Source organism: Priestia sp. SIMBA_032 (assembly GCF_046535215.1).
In the GTDB taxonomy this organism is placed as follows: Bacteria; Bacillota; Bacilli; order Bacillales; family Bacillaceae_H; genus Priestia; species Priestia aryabhattai.
The window spans coordinates 1-19,379 of the sequence record NZ_JAWRXD010000039.1 but is presented as its reverse complement, the minus strand read 5'-3'; the positions used below and the strand labels follow the sequence as shown (position 1 = coordinate 19,379).

17 protein-coding genes, 1 tRNA gene, 1 rRNA gene and 2 riboswitches are annotated in these 19,379 nt (G+C 38.9%); of the genes, 3 read left to right on the top strand and 16 right to left on the bottom strand.

The window, feature by feature from the left end:
* From SB717_RS32035 to groES, 8 genes are all read right to left on the bottom strand, one after another.
* A 16S ribosomal RNA gene (locus SB717_RS32035) occupies nucleotides 1–558 on the bottom strand; the annotation flags it as partial.
* 373 nt (nucleotides 559–931) lie between these two features.
* Nucleotides 932–2,257: an NCS2 family permease gene (locus SB717_RS32030; RefSeq protein ID WP_074684292.1), complete on the bottom strand. Its 1,326-nt coding sequence runs from the start codon at nucleotides 2,255–2,257 to the stop codon at nucleotides 932–934.
* 135 nt (nucleotides 2,258–2,392) lie between these two features.
* Nucleotides 2,393–2,494, bottom strand: a riboswitch (purine riboswitch).
* A 97-nt stretch (nucleotides 2,495–2,591) separates the two neighbouring features.
* Nucleotides 2,592–4,121: a glutamine-hydrolyzing GMP synthase gene (gene guaA, locus SB717_RS32025; RefSeq protein ID WP_028410369.1), complete on the bottom strand. Its 1,530-nt coding sequence runs from the start codon at nucleotides 4,119–4,121 to the stop codon at nucleotides 2,592–2,594.
* Nucleotides 4,122–4,244: 123 nt separating this feature from the next.
* Nucleotides 4,245–4,346, bottom strand: a riboswitch (purine riboswitch).
* 39 nt (nucleotides 4,347–4,385) lie between these two features.
* Entirely contained in the window at nucleotides 4,386–6,575 is a 2,190-nt protein-coding gene (locus SB717_RS32020) for a transglutaminase TgpA family protein (protein ID WP_410906738.1), read from the bottom strand.
* Nucleotides 6,572–7,762 (bottom strand): DUF58 domain-containing protein, encoded by a 1,191-nt coding sequence (locus SB717_RS32015; protein WP_410906736.1) that lies wholly within the window; start codon nucleotides 7,760–7,762, stop codon nucleotides 6,572–6,574. Before SB717_RS32015 ends, SB717_RS32020 begins: the two co-directional genes overlap by 4 nt.
* Nucleotides 7,763–7,772: 10 nt before the next feature.
* Nucleotides 7,773–8,723, bottom strand: a complete 951-nt coding sequence (locus SB717_RS32010; protein WP_410906734.1) for an AAA family ATPase — start codon at nucleotides 8,721–8,723, stop codon at nucleotides 7,773–7,775.
* Nucleotides 8,724–8,881: 158 nt separating this feature from the next.
* Nucleotides 8,882–10,513: a chaperonin GroEL gene (groL, locus tag SB717_RS32005; RefSeq protein ID WP_028412700.1), complete on the bottom strand. Its 1,632-nt coding sequence runs from the start codon at nucleotides 10,511–10,513 to the stop codon at nucleotides 8,882–8,884.
* Between the two features lie 67 nt (nucleotides 10,514–10,580).
* The gene (gene groES, locus SB717_RS32000) at nucleotides 10,581–10,865 is read right to left on the bottom strand and encodes a co-chaperone GroES (protein WP_013055026.1); all 285 of its coding nucleotides are present in this window, start codon (nucleotides 10,863–10,865) and stop codon (nucleotides 10,581–10,583) included.
* A 299-nt stretch (nucleotides 10,866–11,164) separates the two neighbouring features.
* Here groES and SB717_RS31995 point away from each other — a divergent pair, with 299 nt between their 5' ends.
* Nucleotides 11,165–11,893, top strand: a complete 729-nt coding sequence (locus SB717_RS31995; RefSeq protein WP_074684288.1) for a CPBP family intramembrane glutamic endopeptidase — start codon at nucleotides 11,165–11,167, stop codon at nucleotides 11,891–11,893.
* Nucleotides 11,890–12,117, top strand: a complete 228-nt coding sequence (locus SB717_RS31990; RefSeq protein WP_043977171.1) for a YdiK family protein — start codon at nucleotides 11,890–11,892, stop codon at nucleotides 12,115–12,117. The genes SB717_RS31995 and SB717_RS31990 overlap by 4 nt, the downstream gene beginning before the upstream one ends.
* A gap of 25 nt (nucleotides 12,118–12,142) precedes the next feature.
* Here SB717_RS31990 and tatC read toward each other — a convergent pair whose 3' ends face one another.
* The 3 genes from tatC to SB717_RS31975 are packed head-to-tail and all read right to left on the bottom strand — an operon-like array spanning nucleotide 12,143 to nucleotide 13,791.
* The gene (tatC, locus tag SB717_RS31985; RefSeq protein ID WP_410906731.1) at nucleotides 12,143–12,898 is read right to left on the bottom strand and encodes a twin-arginine translocase subunit TatC; all 756 of its coding nucleotides are present in this window, start codon (nucleotides 12,896–12,898) and stop codon (nucleotides 12,143–12,145) included.
* Between the two features lie 15 nt (nucleotides 12,899–12,913).
* Nucleotides 12,914–13,099: a twin-arginine translocase TatA/TatE family subunit gene (locus tag SB717_RS31980; RefSeq protein WP_074684286.1), complete on the bottom strand. Its 186-nt coding sequence runs from the start codon at nucleotides 13,097–13,099 to the stop codon at nucleotides 12,914–12,916.
* Between the two features lie 53 nt (nucleotides 13,100–13,152).
* Nucleotides 13,153–13,791, bottom strand: coding sequence for a redox-sensing transcriptional repressor Rex (locus SB717_RS31975; RefSeq protein WP_028410376.1), 639 nt, complete (start codon nucleotides 13,789–13,791; stop codon nucleotides 13,153–13,155).
* Nucleotides 13,792–14,249: 458 nt separating this feature from the next.
* Here SB717_RS31975 and SB717_RS31970 point away from each other — a divergent pair, with 458 nt between their 5' ends.
* Complete coding sequence (locus tag SB717_RS31970; RefSeq protein ID WP_182007462.1) at nucleotides 14,250–16,184, top strand: ABC-F family ATP-binding cassette domain-containing protein; 1,935 nt, start codon at nucleotides 14,250–14,252, stop codon at nucleotides 16,182–16,184.
* A gap of 256 nt (nucleotides 16,185–16,440) precedes the next feature.
* Here the strand turns inward: SB717_RS31970 and tsaD are convergent, their stop codons facing one another.
* From tsaD to SB717_RS31945, 5 genes are all read right to left on the bottom strand, one after another.
* Nucleotides 16,441–17,457, bottom strand: a complete 1,017-nt coding sequence (gene tsaD / locus SB717_RS31965; protein WP_074684293.1) for a tRNA (adenosine(37)-N6)-threonylcarbamoyltransferase complex transferase subunit TsaD — start codon at nucleotides 17,455–17,457, stop codon at nucleotides 16,441–16,443.
* Entirely contained in the window at nucleotides 17,454–17,903 is a 450-nt protein-coding gene (rimI, locus tag SB717_RS31960; RefSeq protein ID WP_013055018.1) for a ribosomal protein S18-alanine N-acetyltransferase, read from the bottom strand. The genes tsaD and rimI overlap by 4 nt, the downstream gene beginning before the upstream one ends.
* A gap of 14 nt (nucleotides 17,904–17,917) precedes the next feature.
* Nucleotides 17,918–18,616 carry a tRNA (adenosine(37)-N6)-threonylcarbamoyltransferase complex dimerization subunit type 1 TsaB gene (gene tsaB, locus SB717_RS31955; RefSeq protein ID WP_074684283.1) on the bottom strand — a complete coding sequence of 233 codons (699 nt, stop codon included), beginning with the start codon at nucleotides 18,614–18,616 and terminating at the stop codon, nucleotides 17,918–17,920.
* Nucleotides 18,613–19,083 carry a tRNA (adenosine(37)-N6)-threonylcarbamoyltransferase complex ATPase subunit type 1 TsaE gene (gene tsaE / locus SB717_RS31950; RefSeq protein WP_013081426.1) on the bottom strand — a complete coding sequence of 157 codons (471 nt, stop codon included), beginning with the start codon at nucleotides 19,081–19,083 and terminating at the stop codon, nucleotides 18,613–18,615. The genes tsaB and tsaE overlap by 4 nt, the downstream gene beginning before the upstream one ends.
* 220 nt (nucleotides 19,084–19,303) lie before the next feature.
* Nucleotides 19,304–19,379: transfer RNA gene (locus SB717_RS31945), tRNA-Asp, on the bottom strand.

The window sequence follows — 19,379 nt, the reverse complement described above, 5'->3', positions numbered from 1 at the left end:
CGCTTGCCACCTACGTATTACCGCGGCTGCTGGCACGTAGTTAGCCGTGGCTTTCTGGTTAGGTACCGTCAAGGTACGAGCAGTTACTCTCATACTTGTTCTTCCCTAACAACAGAGTTTTACGACCCGAAAGCCTTCATCACTCACGCGGCGTTGCTCCGTCAGACTTTCGTCCATTGCGGAAGATTCCCTACTGCTGCCTCCCGTAGGAGTCTGGGCCGTGTCTCAGTCCCAGTGTGGCCGATCACCCTCTCAGGTCGGCTATGCATCGTTGCCTTGGTGAGCCGTTACCTCACCAACTAGCTAATGCACCGCGGGCCCATCTGTAAGTGATAGCCGAAACCATCTTTCAATCATCTCCCATGAAGGAGAAGATCCTATCCGGTATTAGCTTCGGTTTCCCGAAGTTATCCCAGTCTTACAGGCAGGTTGCCCACGTGTTACTCACCCGTCCGCCGCTAACGTCATAGAAGCAAGCTTCTAATCAGTTCGCTCGACTTGCATGTATTAGGCACGCCGCCAGCGTTCATCCTGAGCCAGGATCAAACTCTCCGAAGAAATGTCTGACTTGCTCATTTAAAAATAAAAAATTAACGTTGACATTTGTCGCTTTGTTCAGTTTTCAAAGTTCAAGCGTTGCTCTGAAGCAACTTTATTAGTATAACATTCTATCGTTTTGATGTCAACATCTTTTTTTAAGATGCTTCTCTCAACTGCGCTGTTCATCAGCGACATTTAATAATTTACCATATATAATATATAGAGTCAATCGTTTTTCTAAAAAACTTTATAAATAAAAAAGTTAATGAAGTAAACCTTCAGTAAAATGATTGAATAGTCTCTATTACAATAGCTATCTAGCCGCTATGCAGTTTTCTTATCTTACCATAAAAAAAAAGCCCAGTCATTAAACTGAGCTTTTTTATTTAAACTATTCTGCTAAGAACGCGAAATAAAGTATGAAGATGATACAGAGAGCATACATAATGGGATGAACTTCTTTCCCACGCTTACTGCATAACATTGTAATAGGATAAAAGATAAAGCCAACCGCAATGCCTGTTGCAATACTGTACGTTAATGGCATCATGATCACTGTGAAAAATGCCGGAACTGCCACTTCGAACTCTTTCCAATTGATTTCTCCTAAGTTTGACACCATCAGAGCTCCTACCGTAATTAAAGCTGGCGCAGTAACAGCTGGTGTTACGACCGCTAACAACGGAGAAAAGAACAGTGCAACTAAGAAAAACGCTGCCGTTACGATGGCAGTAAATCCTGAACGTCCGCCCGCTGCTACTCCAGCCGTAGACTCTACGTAAGCTGTTGTTGATGAGGTACCAAGAACAGCACCAACTACAATCGCACTAGAATCTGCCAGTAACGCTCTGCCCGCTCGCGGAAGCTTATTATCTTTCATAAGCCCTGCTTGACTCGCTACAGCAACCATCGTACCTGCCGTATCGAAGAAATCAACGAATAAGAAAGTTAAAATGACGACTAGCATCTTTACAGTAAAGATATCACCGATATTTTGAAAAGCTGCCCCAAACGTCGGGTCAAGACTAGGAACTGATGAAACAACTGCTTTAGGTGTATCAATTAAACCAAAAGCCATACCCGCTATAGCCGTTACAATCATACCGATAAATACAGCCGCATTTACTCGAAGCACCATTAATACAATAGTAATGACAATACCAAAAACCGCAAGTAAGGTTGTTGGGTTAGTTAAATCACCCAGTCCAACAAATGTGGCATCATCTTTGACGATGATTCCGGCACCTTTCATACCAATAAAACTAATAAATAAACCAATACCTGCTCCAACAGCCATTTTTAATTCAATAGGAATAGAATTAATAATTTTTTCTCGCAGGCTTGTTAATGTTAAAAGAATAAAGATAACACCTGATATCATAACACCCGTTAAAGCCGTCTGCCATGGAATTCCCATCGTCAGAACAACTGTATAAGCAAAAAATGCGTTTAATCCCATACCTGGAGCTAATGAAATTGGATATCTGCCAAGCACTCCCATAACAATTGATCCCAAAGCTGCCGCTAAAGCAGTAGCTGTAAATACAGCCCCTTGGTCCATTCTCATACTGTCAGGTAGATCCTTTACATCACTTAGTGATAGCACAGATGGATTAACAAATAAAATGTAAGCCATAGATAGAAAAGTTGTAAGGCCAGCTATAAACTCTTTTCGATAGCTAGTACCCAGCTCTTCAAAACGAAAATACTTCTTCACGTTTTTTCCTCCCTTTATAGAAGCCGCATGCACTTAGGCAAGCCATAAAAAATGCCTCTACACTATGGCGCGTAAAGGCATAAAATCGACTAAAAGAGAAATGTATGAGCAAAAAAAACCAAAAGATTTTTATACATACATGTATTACTTTCTCGTAGTCAAGCCATTTACGGTAGCTCGGTAGAAACTTTTGGGCCTTATCCCCAAGATTATACGACATTAAAGCTATATCTCGCTATTTTATGTTACTATCCTACCATTAACTTTTTAAAAAAGTCAACAAAAAACGAACATTCTTATAAAAGAATGTTCGTTTGTTCGGTTTTCTTACATATTATTCCCATTCAATTGTTGCAGGTGGCTTACTTGTAATATCATACACTACGCGGTTAATATGCTTAACTTCGTTTACAATACGCGTTGAGATAACTTCAAGCACATCCCAAGGAATACGCGCCCAGTCAGAAGTCATACCGTCAATCGATGTAACAGCACGAATACCGATTGTGTAATCATACGTACGAGCATCTCCCATTACACCTACGCTTCGGATGTCAGGAAGAACCGTAAAGTATTGCCAGATATCGCGCTCTAAGTCAGCTTTTGCAATCTCTTCACGTAAAATAGCATCCGACTCACGTACAATTTCTAACTTCTCTTCCGTAATTGCACCAAGTACACGAATACCTAGACCTGGTCCTGGGAAAGGCTGGCGCCAAACGATGTTATCAGGAATACCTAATTCAGAACCTAATGCACGTACTTCATCTTTGAATAGCGTGTTTAATGGTTCGATTAGTTTGAACTGCATATCTTCCGGTAATCCACCTACGTTGTGGTGAGATTTAATCGTTTGAGCTGTAGCTGTCCCACTCTCAATAATATCTGTGTATAGCGTACCTTGAGCTAGGAAATCAAACCCTTTTAATTTAGCAGCTTCGTCATCGAATACATAAATAAATTCATTACCGATGATTTTACGCTTTTGTTCAGGATCTGATACGCCGTTTAATTTTTCTAAGAAGCGATCTTTTGCATCGATTTTAATTACGTTCATATTAAAGCCTTCGCTAAATGTTTCCATTACGCTTTCCGCTTCACCTTTACGTAATAAACCGTGATCTACGAACATACATGTTAACTGATCACCAATTGCTTTGTGAATTAATACAGCTACTACTGAAGAGTCTACTCCGCCGCTAAGTGCGCAAAGTACTTTTCTATCTCCAACTGTTTCACGGATTTTATCCATTTCAACTTCAATGAAGTTCTCAATTGACCAGTTTGCTTCAGCATGACATACTTCAAACACGAAGTTCTTTAAGATATGGTTACCATGCACTGAATGGCGAACTTCTGGATGGAACTGCACTCCGTACATATTCTTTTCTTTGTTACTCATTGCGGCAATTGGACAAGATGGGCTAGTTGCGTCCACTTCAAAACCAGCTGGTGTTTCTACAACTAAATCACCGTGACTCATCCAAACAACTTGTTCTTTTGGCAACTCATGGTACATTAATGAATCGTTTTGTACGTTAATCGCTGCTTTACCATATTCACGATGGCTAGCACCTTCTACCTTCCCGCCAAAATGATGAGTCATTAATTGCATTCCATAACAAATACCTAAAACAGGAATACCTAATTCAAAAATGTTTTCATCGCAGTGAAATGCGTTTTCACCGTACACACTGTTTGGGCCTCCAGAGAAAATAATTCCCTTTGGATTTAATGCTTTAATCTCTTCTGCTGTAATTGTGTGCGGATGCAATTCACTATATACTCCGAACTCGCGAATGCGACGCGTAATCAGTTGGTTATATTGACTACCAAAATCTAATACAACAATCATGCCTTCCATCTTGTTCACCTCTCCGAATGTGTAAATAATCACTTGTTATTATGCCCTAAAATATAAAAAAAACTAGACTTCTCCCTCAAAAAACAAAGGCAGAAGTCTAGTTGAGCACGACGTTTATCGTCAAATAGACTGTTCTGCCTTCATAGTCAGATCGTTTAAGGTGACCCGGTAGAGACTCTCGAACCATATTATCGAGGATATATGAAGGTATACGAAACATTTATAGTAAGTTCGACAATATTCTATCAATCCGTGAAACAATGGTCAAGAACTCGTTTTTTTGATTAAATTTTCCCACAATTCAATCGACTCTTTCCATTCTTTTATGGAATCTGCATTTCGATACAAAACCCGCTCGTATTTTTCCGTTAATTGTAGCATATTTACCGTATTTAATTTTTCGTCTACTTCTCTTGCAAAGTCGCGCAGCGTTTGACTTTCTTGCCGCTTTAGTCCATTTGCAGCGAGTCTTTTAAGTAAAAAAGCATACGCTGATTGAAAGGTTTCCACACTCTCTTTCTTTTTATAAAAAGAGATATAAAAAGGTAAAAACCATTTAAATCGATTGAGATATATTACTATTAACATAACTACCATCAGTCCGTAGAAAAACACTTTCCACTTCATAGACAGCTTAGCATTTTGAAGAGAAGCTGTTTTTTCTTTCGCTCTTTCTTCTTGTGCCGGAAGCTCTTTTTCCTTAGGCTGCTCCTTCACCTGCATTTCTTGTTTCTCTTCTTCCCTTTGACTATTTTCACTAGAGTTGTTAGGTTTATCTACAAAATCATAAGGATTAGAAAAACTTTTTGTTGGTTCAAAAGGTACCCAACCCGCTCCTGGAAAATAGACTTCGACCCAAGCATGAGCATTATTTTGTGTGATTTCATAGGTTGTCCACTTACTACTTCCTGAAATAACGGTGGCATCACCTTCTGTATAGCCCTTTACCCACCGAGCAGGAATATCTAATGAACGAAGCAGCACGACCATAGAAGTAGAGAAGTTATCGCAGTACCCTCTTTTTGTATCAAATAAAAATTGATCCACATAATCTTTATTTTTCGTAGGAATTGGAACATTTTCAGTATCATATACATATGGATTTGATCGGAAGTATTCTTCAACGGCTTTCGCTTTTTCATAACGATTGTTCTTATTTTTTGTTACCTCACGAGCTAAATCCTTTACTCGTTTCGGCAAGTTAGCAGGAAGTTGTGTATACCTTGCTATAAATTCGTTATTATTCTCTAGACTCTCTGCCTTTTTTTCCTCTGCTTGCTGAAGAAGTCCAATATCAAATACGGGATATTTATACGTCAGCTCATACGATTGAACAGTAACAAGCTTGTCATTTTGATAAGGATATAATTTTTCATTTGTCGGTGTAACATCGGTTTGAATGCCATTTTTTAAGGTTAGCGACAGCAGTTGAGGAACATGCATAAGATGAACAGAAGGCTGCGAATAGGTAACTTCCGCTTTTCTTACTTGTCCTGCTGCATTTGCGTCATATTGAGGGAGTAAGTTTTCATTTCCTTTGAAAGGCACTTTTTCTTCCTCTTTAGAAAGCTCCCACCCCTTACCTGTATAAACATCCTTCGTTTCAATACGCCAATAGTGCTCATCCTCTACTTTGGCTGTAAACACAACCGTATCATCATTAACAAACGATCCTCCCAATTTAGAATCGTCCATATCATAGCCAATTCGTTGACCGCTTGCAGATTCTCCTTGTCCTTGATTTGTTGTATGCGCTGTGATAAAAGGTACGGGATCTGGCCACTGTGGCCCTGGTTTAGGAGCGAGATAAGCCAGCACAATGACGATAGCTAAAAAGCTGCCTAGAAAAAGAAACGATCGTTTTCTATTTTCTAAACGCTCAGTGCTCGCAGCTTTTATACGTTCAGGATTTATGCGAAGCATGGCTACTAATAAAAATCCGATAATCATTACGCGAATAATAGCAGCTCCCGCATCGTAAGTAGAAAAGGTATCCAACACAGTAATATACAAAATGGTTAAGAAGAAAAAGAAGAAAATTCTTTTTTGATAAAAGATCCAATATCGAATTAAATAAGCCATAATCCAAAGCAACACAAAAAATAAAGTGCTCCTCATTTCAAATGATAAATTCGCTATATCCCACTGCATAATACTTTGTACATCCGACTGAAGAATTTCCAGCAGTCTCGGAAGCCAGTCTGAAGAAAAGAAGGCCCCTTGAAAATAAAGATTGTGAAGTGAAAACAAAATAAACAACATGCTCCCTAACGTCATCAAGATAAACGGCAAGCGAAACGTTAAGCTCAAAAAGCAGTAAGCAACAAACAGGATAAAGTATTGAATTTGATTGGTATCCGTTACTTCGTTTAAAGGGAGAAGCCATTCCACTAATAAAAAGAAAGCTCCCGCGTACAATAAGATATTTTTTACATACCAAGCTGATTTATTCACTTATTTCCGCCCTCACTTCCTTTAGATGATAGAGAAAGTGGAATATTAATGACTTCAATCGTTAAAGCAGAAGATTGTATTCCATTTACAATAACGGCCTCTTCGTCACTAAGCCCTGCTCCTGCATCTTTAACAACAATTAGTGACGCCTTAGCATGGAAACTCAGCTTAGATTGAACCTGCCCAATAAGAGTCCCGGTAACTTGACTGACAATGACCATAAAAGAATGCTGCTTTTGAATGGCAATATTCTTAAATTCTGTTTCGAATGTTCGATTGCTACTAGGCTGTGCACGTGCTAAGTGATGCAACAGGTTATCAGTCTCCTTTTGTTCAGAGGTTTTTGGCGAAAAAAAGGCATCTCCAGCTAAAAGAAAATCGACTTTTTTACGCTTGGTTTCTTCATGAATGAGCATGGATGCTAGAAAGCTCATTCGCTCTTCAAAATATAGAGGACTCATAACATCTGCAATGATAATCATGCTTCGTTCATGATAATGACCGAACTCTTTAGAAATCAACGTAGCTTTACGGGCCGTCGCCTTCCAATCAATAGACCCTAATCGGTCACCCGGCTGATATTCTCTAATGCCTGTCACTAACGTAGTAGATTGATTTCCCGTCGAAACTTCATTTTTCCCTTCTTCTATTCCCGCTAAAAGAAACGGGATATCTACCTCATGAATTTGAGGATAAACGATAAATCGCTGCTGCAGCGGATAATACGCCTTCTTTTTTACAATTCCTAACAAATCACTCATTTCAATCGAAATCGTAAAAAATTCATATTCTCCTCTTTCTACAAACGATCTTTCATACGGAATAACGGCGTTTCGTTGAAAAAGCGGATAAATTGTTCTTTCTTCTTGATCTAAAAAGTTACTTTCCTCTTTCACCGCTGCCATATAAACAGGAAAAGCCGAGGAGCGTGTAATGTGAATATCATACGAAAGATGGTCTCCAGCGAATCGAGGCTGTAGCTTCATGTCACGAGTAACATTCCACTTCTTCAACGGATAAAGCAAAACGGCTACCCCATATAACCCAAAAGGTAAGAAGCTATAAAATAAAAACCAGCTGACAAAGCCTCCTTGAAACATAGCGTAAGAAAACGTAGCAGCAAAGATGCAGAATAAAACGAACCAGTCTCTACATTTATTCCATATCACTTTTATATACTGTTTCATAAAGTACCTCTTACCTTTTAACAGGTACTTTCGTGTCAGCCATAATTTGCTTCATCACATCACCCGCTGTTAAGCCGCTGTACTGGGTATCAGATCTTAGCGTTAATCGATGTACACACACATACGAAGCAAGCTCTTGAACATCATCAGGAAGACAGTAATCTCTTCCCTTCACTAAAGCATATGCTTGAACGGCCTTCATAAAGGAAACCGTTCCACGAGGACTGATACCTAACGAAACATGTGGATGAGAGCGCGTTTTGCGAATGATTTCGATGATATAGTGCTTGATCGTATCATCTACATAAATACTGCTTACAGCTTTTTGAGCCTGTACTAATTCTGGAACGCTCATAACGGGTTTGACATCTTCAAGGTTAACTTGAGTCGATACGCCATTTAAAATTTGAAGCTCCTCTTCTTGCGTAGGATACCCCATGCTTAGTTTGAATGAAAAACGATCCAGCTGCGCTTCCGGCAAATGATAGGTCCCATCAAAATCAACAGGATTTTGAGTAGCCATCACAAAAAAAGGCGCTGGAATTTCCCGGGTGATACCATCGGTTGTTACATGATGCTCAGCCATTGCTTCTAAAAGCGCCGATTGTGTTTTAGGAGAAGTCCTGTTAATCTCATCAGCGAGCACAATGTGGCTCATGATAGGACCTGGACGAAAATGAAATTCCATGTCTCTTGGACTGTAAATAGAAACACCTGTTACATCGGACGGCAGCAAATCAGGCGTGAATTGAATTCGTTTAAATTCTGCATCAATCGATTTGGCCAGTGCCTTCACGAGCATCGTTTTCCCCACACCCGGCACATCTTCAAGCAAAATATGCCCCTTTGCAAGCAAAGCAACCAGACTCAACGTAGATACATGACGCTTTCCAATTACAATTTGATCGATGTTTTCTAATACTTGATTTAATTTATTATTAATATGATCGAGCTGAATCAACGAAGCTCCCCCTTAAAACTCAGTTAAGCCTTGAGTTTAGTATGTTTTCCAATAAACATAGTACTATCTTAACAAATTTTAAAAAAATCTGAAAATATTAACGCACGCAAAAAAGCGACCAAGTGAGTACTTGGTCGCTTTTTCAGAGAGGGCAATGATTACATCATGCCGCCCATTCCACCCATGCCGCCCATGTCAGGCATTGCAGGTGCTCCGCCTTCTTCTGGCTTGTCAGCAACAACTGCTTCAGTTGTTAAGAACATAGCCGCTACAGAAGAAGCATTTTGAAGAGCTGAACGCGTTACTTTTGTTGGGTCAACGATACCAGTGTCTAGCATATTTACCCACTCGCCAGTTGCAGCGTTGAATCCAGTTCCAACTGCTTCGCCTTTTAGACGCTCAACGATTACTGATCCTTCTAAACCAGCGTTGTGAGCGATTTGACGTACAGGCTCTTCAATCGCACGTAATACGATGTTGATACCTGTAGCAGTGTCACCGTCAGCTTCGATGCTTGCTACTTTATTATAGATATTTACTAATGCAGTACCACCACCAGCTACGATACCTTCTTCAACCGCAGCACGCGTAGAGTTTAATGCATCTTCAATACGTAATTTACGTTCTTTTAACTCAGTTTCAGTTGCCGCACCAACTTTAATTACAGCTACGCCACCAGCAAGTTTTGCTAAGCGCTCTTGTAATTTTTCACGGTCAAACTCTGAAGTTGTTTCTTCAAGCTGAGCTTTGATTTGGTTTACGCGTGCTAGGATATCTTCTGCATTTCCTGCACCGTTTACAACTGTTGTATTTTCTTTTGTTACAACAATTTTAGAAGCGCGACCTAATTGATCGATGCCTGCTGTTTTTAAGTCAAGACCAAGCTCTTCAGTGATTACTTCTCCGCCTGTTAAGATCGCAACGTCTTGTAGCATTGCTTTACGACGATCACCAAAACCAGGAGCTTTAACAGCTACAGCTGTAAATGTACCACGAAGTTTGTTCACAACTAATGTTGCTAAAGCTTCGCCTTCTACATCTTCAGCGATGATTAATAGAGGCTTGCCTTGTTGAACAACTTGCTCTAATACCGGTAAGATTTCTTGAATGTTACCGATTTTTTTGTCTGTGATTAAGATGTATGGATCATCTAATACAGCTTCCATTTTATCTGAATCAGTTACCATGTAAGGAGATGCATATCCACGGTCAAACTGCATACCTTCTACCACTTCTAATTCAGTTGTGAAACCTTTTGATTCTTCAAGTGTGATAACGCCGTCGTTACCAACGCGCTCCATTGCTTCAGCGATTAGTTGACCTACTTCTTCGTCAGCTGCTGAGATAGCCGCTACTTGAGCAATTGAATCTTTACCTTGAATTGGTTTAGAGATTGCTTTTAGTTCTTCAACCGCTACAGCTACTGCTTTTTCCATACCTTTACGGATACCCATTGGGTTAGCACCAGCCGTTACGTTTTTAAGACCTTCTCTGATCATTGCTTGCGCTAAAACTGTTGCAGTAGTTGTACCGTCACCAGCAACGTCGTTTGTTTTGCTAGCAACTTCCGCTACTAATTTAGCACCCATATTTTCAAATGCGTCTTCTAATTCGATTTCTTTTGCAATTGTTACACCATCATTTGTAATAAGCGGTGAACCGAATTTCTTTTCTAATACAACGTTACGACCTTTTGGTCCAAGCGTTACTTTTACAGCATTTGCTAATGTATCTACACCACGTAGCATTGCGCGACGTGCTTCTTCGCTAAATTTAATGTCTTTTGCCATGTTCTTTGACCTCCTCAAGATGTTCTTAATAATCTATTTTTTACGTATGATAAGTTTGTGGTTAAAATTAGCCGATTACAGCTAAAATATCGCTTTCGCGTAAAATTAAGTATTCAGTACCTTCGTATTTCACTTCAGTACCCGCATATTTTGAGAAGATGATACGATCGCCCGCAGCTACTTCTAAAGCTACACGCTCACCGCTTTCTAATACTCGACCTGTACCAACAGCAACAATTTTACCCTCTTGTGGCTTTTCTTTTGCACTGTCCGGTAACACGATACCGCTTGCTGTTTTTTCCTCAGATTTTACAAGTTCAATCACTACGCGATCACCTAATGGCTTTAACAAGTGAAACAACCTCCTCAAATAATATGTTTACATTTTTATTAGCACTCAACCTCAACGAGTGCTAACACAATTATTATATTAAAACAAAGTGGGTTTTTTTTGCAAGTATTAAACAAAAAAAATTTAAAATTTACGACAACTACATATAATAGTCTTAGATTTCGACGATTTTGAGAAATAAAGCATTCTTTTCTCTGTTCAATAATATGTATGTTACAATACGAGCAAGAAGAAATTGCTAACTTTACAGTACTTCTTCGACATATATACATAAAAACCTTTTAAAGGAGTATAGAAGATTGGAAAAACGTTATTGGTATGTTATCCTCACCTACATCCTTATGCAGTTTTCAGGAGTTGTTGGTATACCGCTGTTAAAATTAACAGGAATGTTTGATCAATATCCAGTTCGAACAGCGAATGTCATGCTTTTGACTTATTGGACCATCATTAGCTTTATCCTTGGTTTACTTATTGTCTTACTGCTGCTGCGCCGTGATATGTCCATGCGTATAGAACATGCGGGAACAACGGTAACTGTGGTCTGGTCAGTCCTTGGGGTGTTCCTGGCTATGGCTGGTCAAGCTGTAGCAGGTATGATTGAGCACGCTCTTGGCATTACCCAAGTATCTGAAAACACACAAAATATTGTTAATCTTGTTAAAGCAACACCGTTCCTTATTGTCGTTACGTCTGTTATTGGACCAATACTAGAAGAGATTATTTTCCGAAAGATTATTTTCGGCTCTCTTCACAAACGATACAATTTCTTTATCTCTGCATTTATTAGTTCCCTTATTTTCGCTGCGGTACACTGGGATTTTAAACATTTACTTGTGTATACAGCTATGGGATTTGTATTTGCATTCCTTTATGCAAGAACGAGACTAATTGTTGTACCTATTATTGCTCACGTGTTGATGAATACAATCGTTATTTTATCTCAAACTATTTTTGCAGATAAAATTATAGAAATGCAAAAACAAGCAGAACAAATGCAGTTTATTTTTGGAGGCATGTTTTTATGAAGAATATCCCTTTAACACGAGGGTTTATTTATATTATTATGGGGGTTTTATTTACTTACTTGGCAATTCAAAATGCTCAGGAAACCGTTTGGAATTTCCCCACAATCTTATTTGCACTCGTAGCCGCATTTGATTTCAGGTTTGCGGTTCGCATCTTTATCTTGCACTACAAAATTAAAAAATTGCAGCAGCAATATAAAAATCAAGATGATTCATCTAAATAAAAAAACCACTGTTTCAGTGGTTTTTTTACATACTAACATCTTCTCTTTCTTGCTCTGCCCTTGCCTTTAACACTTTGCGATACGAAATGCGGGAAATAATGATGCTGATTTCATACAAAATTAAGAGCGGCACTGTCACCATCATGTGCGAGAGCAATTCCGGTGGTGTAATAAGTGCGGCAATAACTAGCAGTACGAAATAGGCATATTTTCGAATTTGAGATAAAAACATAGGCGTTATAATTCCTAATCTCGTCAAAAACATTACGACGACAGGAAGCTGAAACAACAGGCCAAAAGGCAGTGTGAGCTGCATTAAAAAAGAAAAGTATTCACTAATGCCAATCACTTGGTTTACATTCAGCTCATCAGAAACGCGCGTCATAAAATCGACGACAAATGGAAACAACACAAAATAAGAAAAAGAGACACCGCCTATAAAGAGAAAAATGGAAACAGGAATATATCCAAGCGTTACCTTACGCTCTTTTTCATATAAACCAGGACTAATAAATGCCCAAAGTTGATACAGTGTAACAGGAGCTGCAAGTACACAGCCGATAATAACAGCAAATTGCATATAAATCTTAACTGGATCTGTTAGCCTAAATGCATTCATCGTTAAATTTTTTGCCTCATCAGCATGCTGTAAATAGACAATGACCTTATCTGCTATAAAAAAGCCGCCAATTGTGGCAATCACAAAGAAAAATAAAACAATTAAAATGCGTTTTCGCAGCTCTCCTATATGATCATATATTGACATTTCTTGTTCGGTCATACTATGATCACCCTTTTACTCTTTGTCATCTACTTGACGCTGTTTATCTTTTTCACGATCTTCTGATGCACCGCTAGCGGCATGCTTAAACTCTCTAAGCGTTTGGCCCACTGATCTTCCTAGCTCCGGTAACCGTTTCGGTCCAAAAATAAGCAGTGCTACAATAGCAATAACAATCCAACTGCCTGCTCCAATCCCCATATTCCCACTCTCCTTATTAATTTAGACTTAAGGAAATCGTAACACAGTCCGTCTTATTCAACAGGATAATTTTTCAAAAAGTAGACGAGCGACTGTAATTCTACAGCAAGATCAATATGATGAAGTCGAATCTCATCCGGTACGTTTAAGCGTGCAGGAGTAAAGTTTAAAATCCCTTTAATTCCGCAACTCACTAAACGATCGGTAATTTGCTGAGCAACAGTGGCAGGAACGGTTAAAATCGCTACTGAGATGTCATCACTCATATAATCTTCCAATTGGTCAAGATGATAGACCGGCACGTCGCCTACTTTCGTACCGACTTTATCTTCTATCACATCAAAAGCGCACTCAATTTTAGTGTTATTATTTTTAATAAAATTATAATTTAAAAAGGCCGTTCCTAGATTCCCTACGCCAATCAGTGCTACTTTCGTTACTTCATCTTGGTCTAACGTTTTACGGAAAAATGTAAGTAAATAATTTACATTATAGCCGTATCCCTTTTTTCCTAATGCACCAAAGTAAGAAAAGTCCCGACGAATAGTAGCAGAATCCACTTTCACTGCCTCACTTAACTCTGCTGACGACACACGCTGTTTACCAGAAGCATGCAAATTTTTCAAAAAACGATAATAAAGCGGCAATCGTTTAGCCGTTGCTTGTGGTATTTTTAATTGTTCAGTGTTCACGTTGTACCCCCTCAGTTCATGTATGTCATTACTAACATTTTTAAGTCATATTGCATTACCTTTCACAAAGCATCAACCGCTTTGAGGTAGCGCTTCCAATTCTCTCTCTTTTCTCTTGTTTTATATATACTCCGCTTCACACCTCGACGGCTTTTGTCTATCCAGCACTACTTAAAGTCGATAGCTAGAACGAAGCAATTAGCCCTTCAAAGGATCCGTTTGGTAGTCATGACGGATTTTTTACATCCATCATATATAAGTTCAGAGATGCACTTATCTCTTATTTTAACATAGTATCCTGTATAAAATGTGCAGGTAAAATCATTTTATTTCATGAATCAAAACATTCGCTTCATCATTTGTCCTTGTCCCTCTGCAAATTACAAACGCTTGTAGGAAGAACTTGTAGTTAAAAATATGTTAAAATACACTATGGATATACTACTAGAGGTGAAAAAATGATTATTCTACAATTGAACGGTATTACAAAATACTATGGGGCAGAACCCATTTTATCGAATATAAAGTTAGAAGTACAATCAAAAGACCGCATTGCCCTAGTGGGACGAAACGGTGCTGGTAAATCAACTTTATTAAAAATTATTGCTGAGCAGCTTTCCTATGACAGCGGAGAAATTATTAAACCTAAGGGTGTTTCCATTGATTATATGGGACAAGATACAGTTCTTGAGTCAACACTCTCCATATGGGAAGAAATGATGACTGTCTTTGCTCCATTAAAGAAGATGGAAAAAGAATTACGTACGCTTGAAACGAAGATGGGTGATCCAGACATTTTTAATGATTCAGTTCAATACGAAAAACTAACCAAAGAGTACGATCAGCTTCAAGTAACGTTTAAAGATTTAGGCGGCTATCAATATGAAGCAGATACCCGATCTATTCTTCACGGTTTCCGTTTTTCAAACTTTGACTACAGCACCCCTATTTCCTCCTTGAGCGGTGGACAAAAAACGCGCTTGGCTCTTGCAAAACTGCTTTTAACAAAGCCTGATTTGCTTATTCTGGATGAGCCTACCAACCACTTAGATATTGAAACTTTAGCATGGCTGGAACAGTTTCTGCAAGGGTATGAAGGAGCTATTTTAATTGTTTCACACGATCGTTACTTCCTTGATAAAGTCGTAAATCAAGTGTATGAAGTCACACAAAAAACAACGGTCAAGTACACAGGCAACTACTCTAAATACCTTGTACAAAAAGCAGAGCGATATGAAAAAGAATTGCGTCAGTACGAAAAACAGCAGGATGAAGTCGCAAAATTGAATGACTTTATTCAGCGAAACATCGCCCGCGCATCGACTACAAAACGTGCGCAAAGCAGACGTAAACAGCTCGATCGAATGGAGTTAATAAATCGACCTAACGAAGGCGAAAAATCAGCTAGTTTTTCGTTTGAAATTGAGCGCCAAAGCGGAAATGAAGTCTTAAATCTCGAAGATGTGTCTATCGGATATGATGAAAACAACTATGTCGTCCAGCAGGCAAACCTTCGCATTAAAAAAGGTGAAAGCCTCGCGTTGGTTGGCCCTAATGGCGTTGGGAAATCAACTTTATTAAAAGGTATTGTGGATAAACTCAGCTTCAAGACTGGAACTATTTCTTTTGGCTCAAATGTAATGGTTGGTTATTACGACCAAGAGCAAGCCAATTTAACGTCTAATAAAACCGTTTTAAATGAGCTTTGGGATGACTACCCATCCAAACCTGAAAAAGAAATCCGTACAGCGCTTGGAAACTTTCTGTTTTCAGGTGATGATGTACTGAAAATCGTTTCGACGCTTAGCGGTGGTGAAAAAGCACGTTTGGCTCTTGCGAAACTTATGCTTCAAAAAGCTAACTTCTTAATTTTGGATGAACCTACTAACCACCTTGATTTAGATAGCAAACAAGTACTAGAGAATGCGTTAATTGATTACCCGGGGACTCTATTATTTGTTTCACATGACCGTTATTTTATTAATCGTATTGCAAACAAAATAGCAGAGCTATCTCCTGAAGGGGTAGAAGAATTTCTTGGAGATTATGACTATTATGTAGAAAAGAAAGCAGAAATAGAGGAAATCAAAGAATTAGAAAATATAAAAGCAAACGAAGAACGCACGGTAAAAGTAGATAAACAGTCCTATAAACAAGATAAAGAACAAAAGAAATTGATGAGACAGCGAACGCGCCGCATTGAAGAAATTGAAACTGAAGTAAACAAATTAGAAGCCGCACAAGCAGAGAATGAAGAACTTCTTTGTGACCCTGAAATTTATCAAAACCACGAAGAAGTATCAAGATTAAACGGTGAAAACGAAAAAATTTCTTCACAGTTATCCACATTAATGGAAGAGTGGGAAGAATTACAGCTTCTTCTAGAAGAATAGTCTATATTTTTTTCGTATTTATTCATCCTATTTACTTGTTCGTGCGCTTTAGAACAAGCTTTATCCACTCTGTGAATAAATAGTGGATATCTGTCTGATTTTCATAATTAAAACTTGTTGATAACAGGTCCGTGTACTGAGTGCACGGACTTTTCCACATAATTATCCACAGTTAATTCTAAATTTATTGAATATTGTTGATAAATTATTTTTATCCACAAAAAAAGACGAATGAGAACTAAATCTCATTCGTCTCTTACTCTTCCAAGTCTAAACCGGGGTTTGCGTTTAATGACATATCTGAACGTTTTCCTTGAGCAAATCGTACACTTGCTGCTGCTCCAATCATTGCGGCATTATCCGTGCATAGAGATAGCGGCGGGATAATAAGTGCAATGTTTGATAATGGTGCAAATGCCTCTTCTAGCGCTGCTCTAAGTCCTTTATTAGCAGCAACTCCTCCTGCTACTAACACTTGCTTAACGTTATATTCCTTTGCAGCTTTAACGGTTTTAGTTACTAACACATCAATAACACTCGCTTGAAAGCTAGCAGCAAGTGTTTGTGGAAGAATTTCTTCACCTTTTTGCTTCGCGTTGTGGACAGTGTTAATAACTGCTGATTTTAACCCACTGAAACTAAAATCATAGGATCCTTCTTCTAGCCAAGCACGCGGCAAATCAATTAATGGCTCTCCTTCATGTGCAAGGCGGTCAATATGCGGTCCGCCTGGATATGGAAGGTTTAACGTGCGGGCTACTTTATCGTAAGCTTCTCCTGCTGCATCATCTCTCGTTTCACCAATCACTTTAAACTGACCGTGACTTTCCATGTATACAAGCTCCGTATGCCCTCCAGATACAACTAACGATAAAAGCGGGAATTCTAATTTTTTGATTAGCTGGTTTGCATAAATATGTCCTGCAATATGATGAACACCAATTAATGGCTTTTGATGTGCAAATGCTAGCGCTTTGGCTGCATTTACGCCAATAAGAAGTGCTCCCACAAGCCCTGGTCCTTCCGTTACAGCTATTGCATCAATATCTGCAAACGTCAAGTTCGCTTGATTTAAAGTTTCTTCAACTACCACCGTAATTTGTTCCACATGATGACGGGATGCAATCTCCGGTACGACACCGCCAAATCGTTTATGACTTTCTATTTGAGAGGCCACCACATTGGCTACAATTTCATGACCGTTTCGGATCACGGCTGCTGCTGTCTCATCACAGCTTGTTTCTAATGCTAAAATTAATTGATTTTCACTCATAAATTCACCCACATAACTAATGCATCCTCATTGTTATCAGAATAATAATTCTTACGAATACCTCCAGGTTTAAAACCTAGCTTTTGATACAATGATTGTGCAATATGATTAGATACCCTAACTTCTAATGTCATTGACGTAGCACCTAGTTTTCGAAGAACGTCCATCACGTTGCGCAGCAGCAATTCACCGAGTCCCTTACCTCGGTAGTCTGGCAATAGCGCAATGTTGGTTACATGTGCTTCGTCAATAACAATCCACGTTCCGCAATACCCAATAATATTTTCTCCTTCTTCCATTACAATGTAAGTTGAAAACTGATTATTGGTTAACTCATTTTGAAACGCTTCTGAACTCCAAGGTGTCGTAAAAGACTTCTCTTCAATTTTCACTACTTGATCAATATCTTTAACTTCCATTAAACGAAACTTAATTGTTAGTTTCATGTTTATACCTTCTTTTATCCTTTTTGCTGTGAAGCAAGCCAGTTGGCTTCGGCTTCAGCTAAACGAATGTAGTTCGGAACAAAAGTATGCACAGACTGCGGCTCTTTCTTCATTCCTAAGAAAGCCAATTCACTTGGTCTTGGATTAAACTGCTGAACATGGGCAAATACGGCTTGTTCACCCAACACTTCTTTTAACGCCTCTTCATGCATAGAAAGATCATTGCCTATGAATAAAATAGGTTTGTTGTATGACTTTAAATGTTCCGCCCAGTCTTTATTAATAACAAGTCGATCACTTTCAACTTCTAGAAGACCTCGTTCGTTATTCCATTCATATAGTCCTGTATAAAGCTGTTGACGACGCGCATCAAATAACGGAGCAATATATCCATCAAAATAGCGACCGTTTGCTGCTAGTGCCTCAAGGCTAGATACACCTATTAAAGGAATATTTAAAGTCCAAGCAAGTGTCTTGGCAATGGTAACGCCAATGCGTACACCTGTATAAGATCCTGGACCGTGTGCCACTACAATACGGTCTATCTCGCTAGGCGCAATATCACAATCCTTTAACAAAGATTCCACAGCGTTCATCACACGAACAGAGTGATTCTTTTTTAGATTCGTAATAATTTCTCCAATTACTTTGTTTTCTTCAACGACAGCAACACCCATGACAAAATTGGATGTATCAATGGCTAACATTTTCATCTTTTAAAAAGCTCCTTACATATTTCAACGTACCGACTGCCTATTGCTTTTACAAGGATTTTACGAGTCGTTTCGTTTTCATGGTAAATATTGATTTGAATATATTCATTAGGAAGCTGCTCTTCAATCAGATGAGCCCACTCCACGACCGTCACGCCATCTCCTTCAAAATACTCATCAAACCCTAGGTCTTCAAATTCATCCCCTAGACGGTACACATCCATATGATAAAGAGGAAGGCGACCGCTTTTGTATTCTTTAATGATAGTAAATGTCGGGCTATTCACATTGCGTTCAATTCCTAATCCTTTAGCTAAACTTTTTGTGAATGTTGTCTTTCCAGCTCCCAAATCACCTTCAAGCAGCAGCACATCACCAGCTTCTAATAAAGTTGCTAGACGAGCAGCCAGCTGATTAGTTTCATCAGGAGACGTAGACATAAAAGTAAATTCGTTAATCTCTGTCATTCATTCAGAACCTCATTTCAATCTGTATATATATATTGTAAACGTTGTGGACTATACATATCCAGTAAGAAATCCAACAATCTTTAACATCGCAATTCTATAAAGAAATTTCTTTGTATATAAAAAATTCCTTAGGATTGCTCCTAAGGACGGTAAAGTTTTATATAAAAATGGTTCAAACAATAAAAAAGACGAAACACATTGTTTCGTTTCTAAAACATGGCGGTCCCGACGGGAATCGAACCCGCGATCTCCTGCGTGACAGGCAGGCATGTTAACCGCTACACCACGGGACC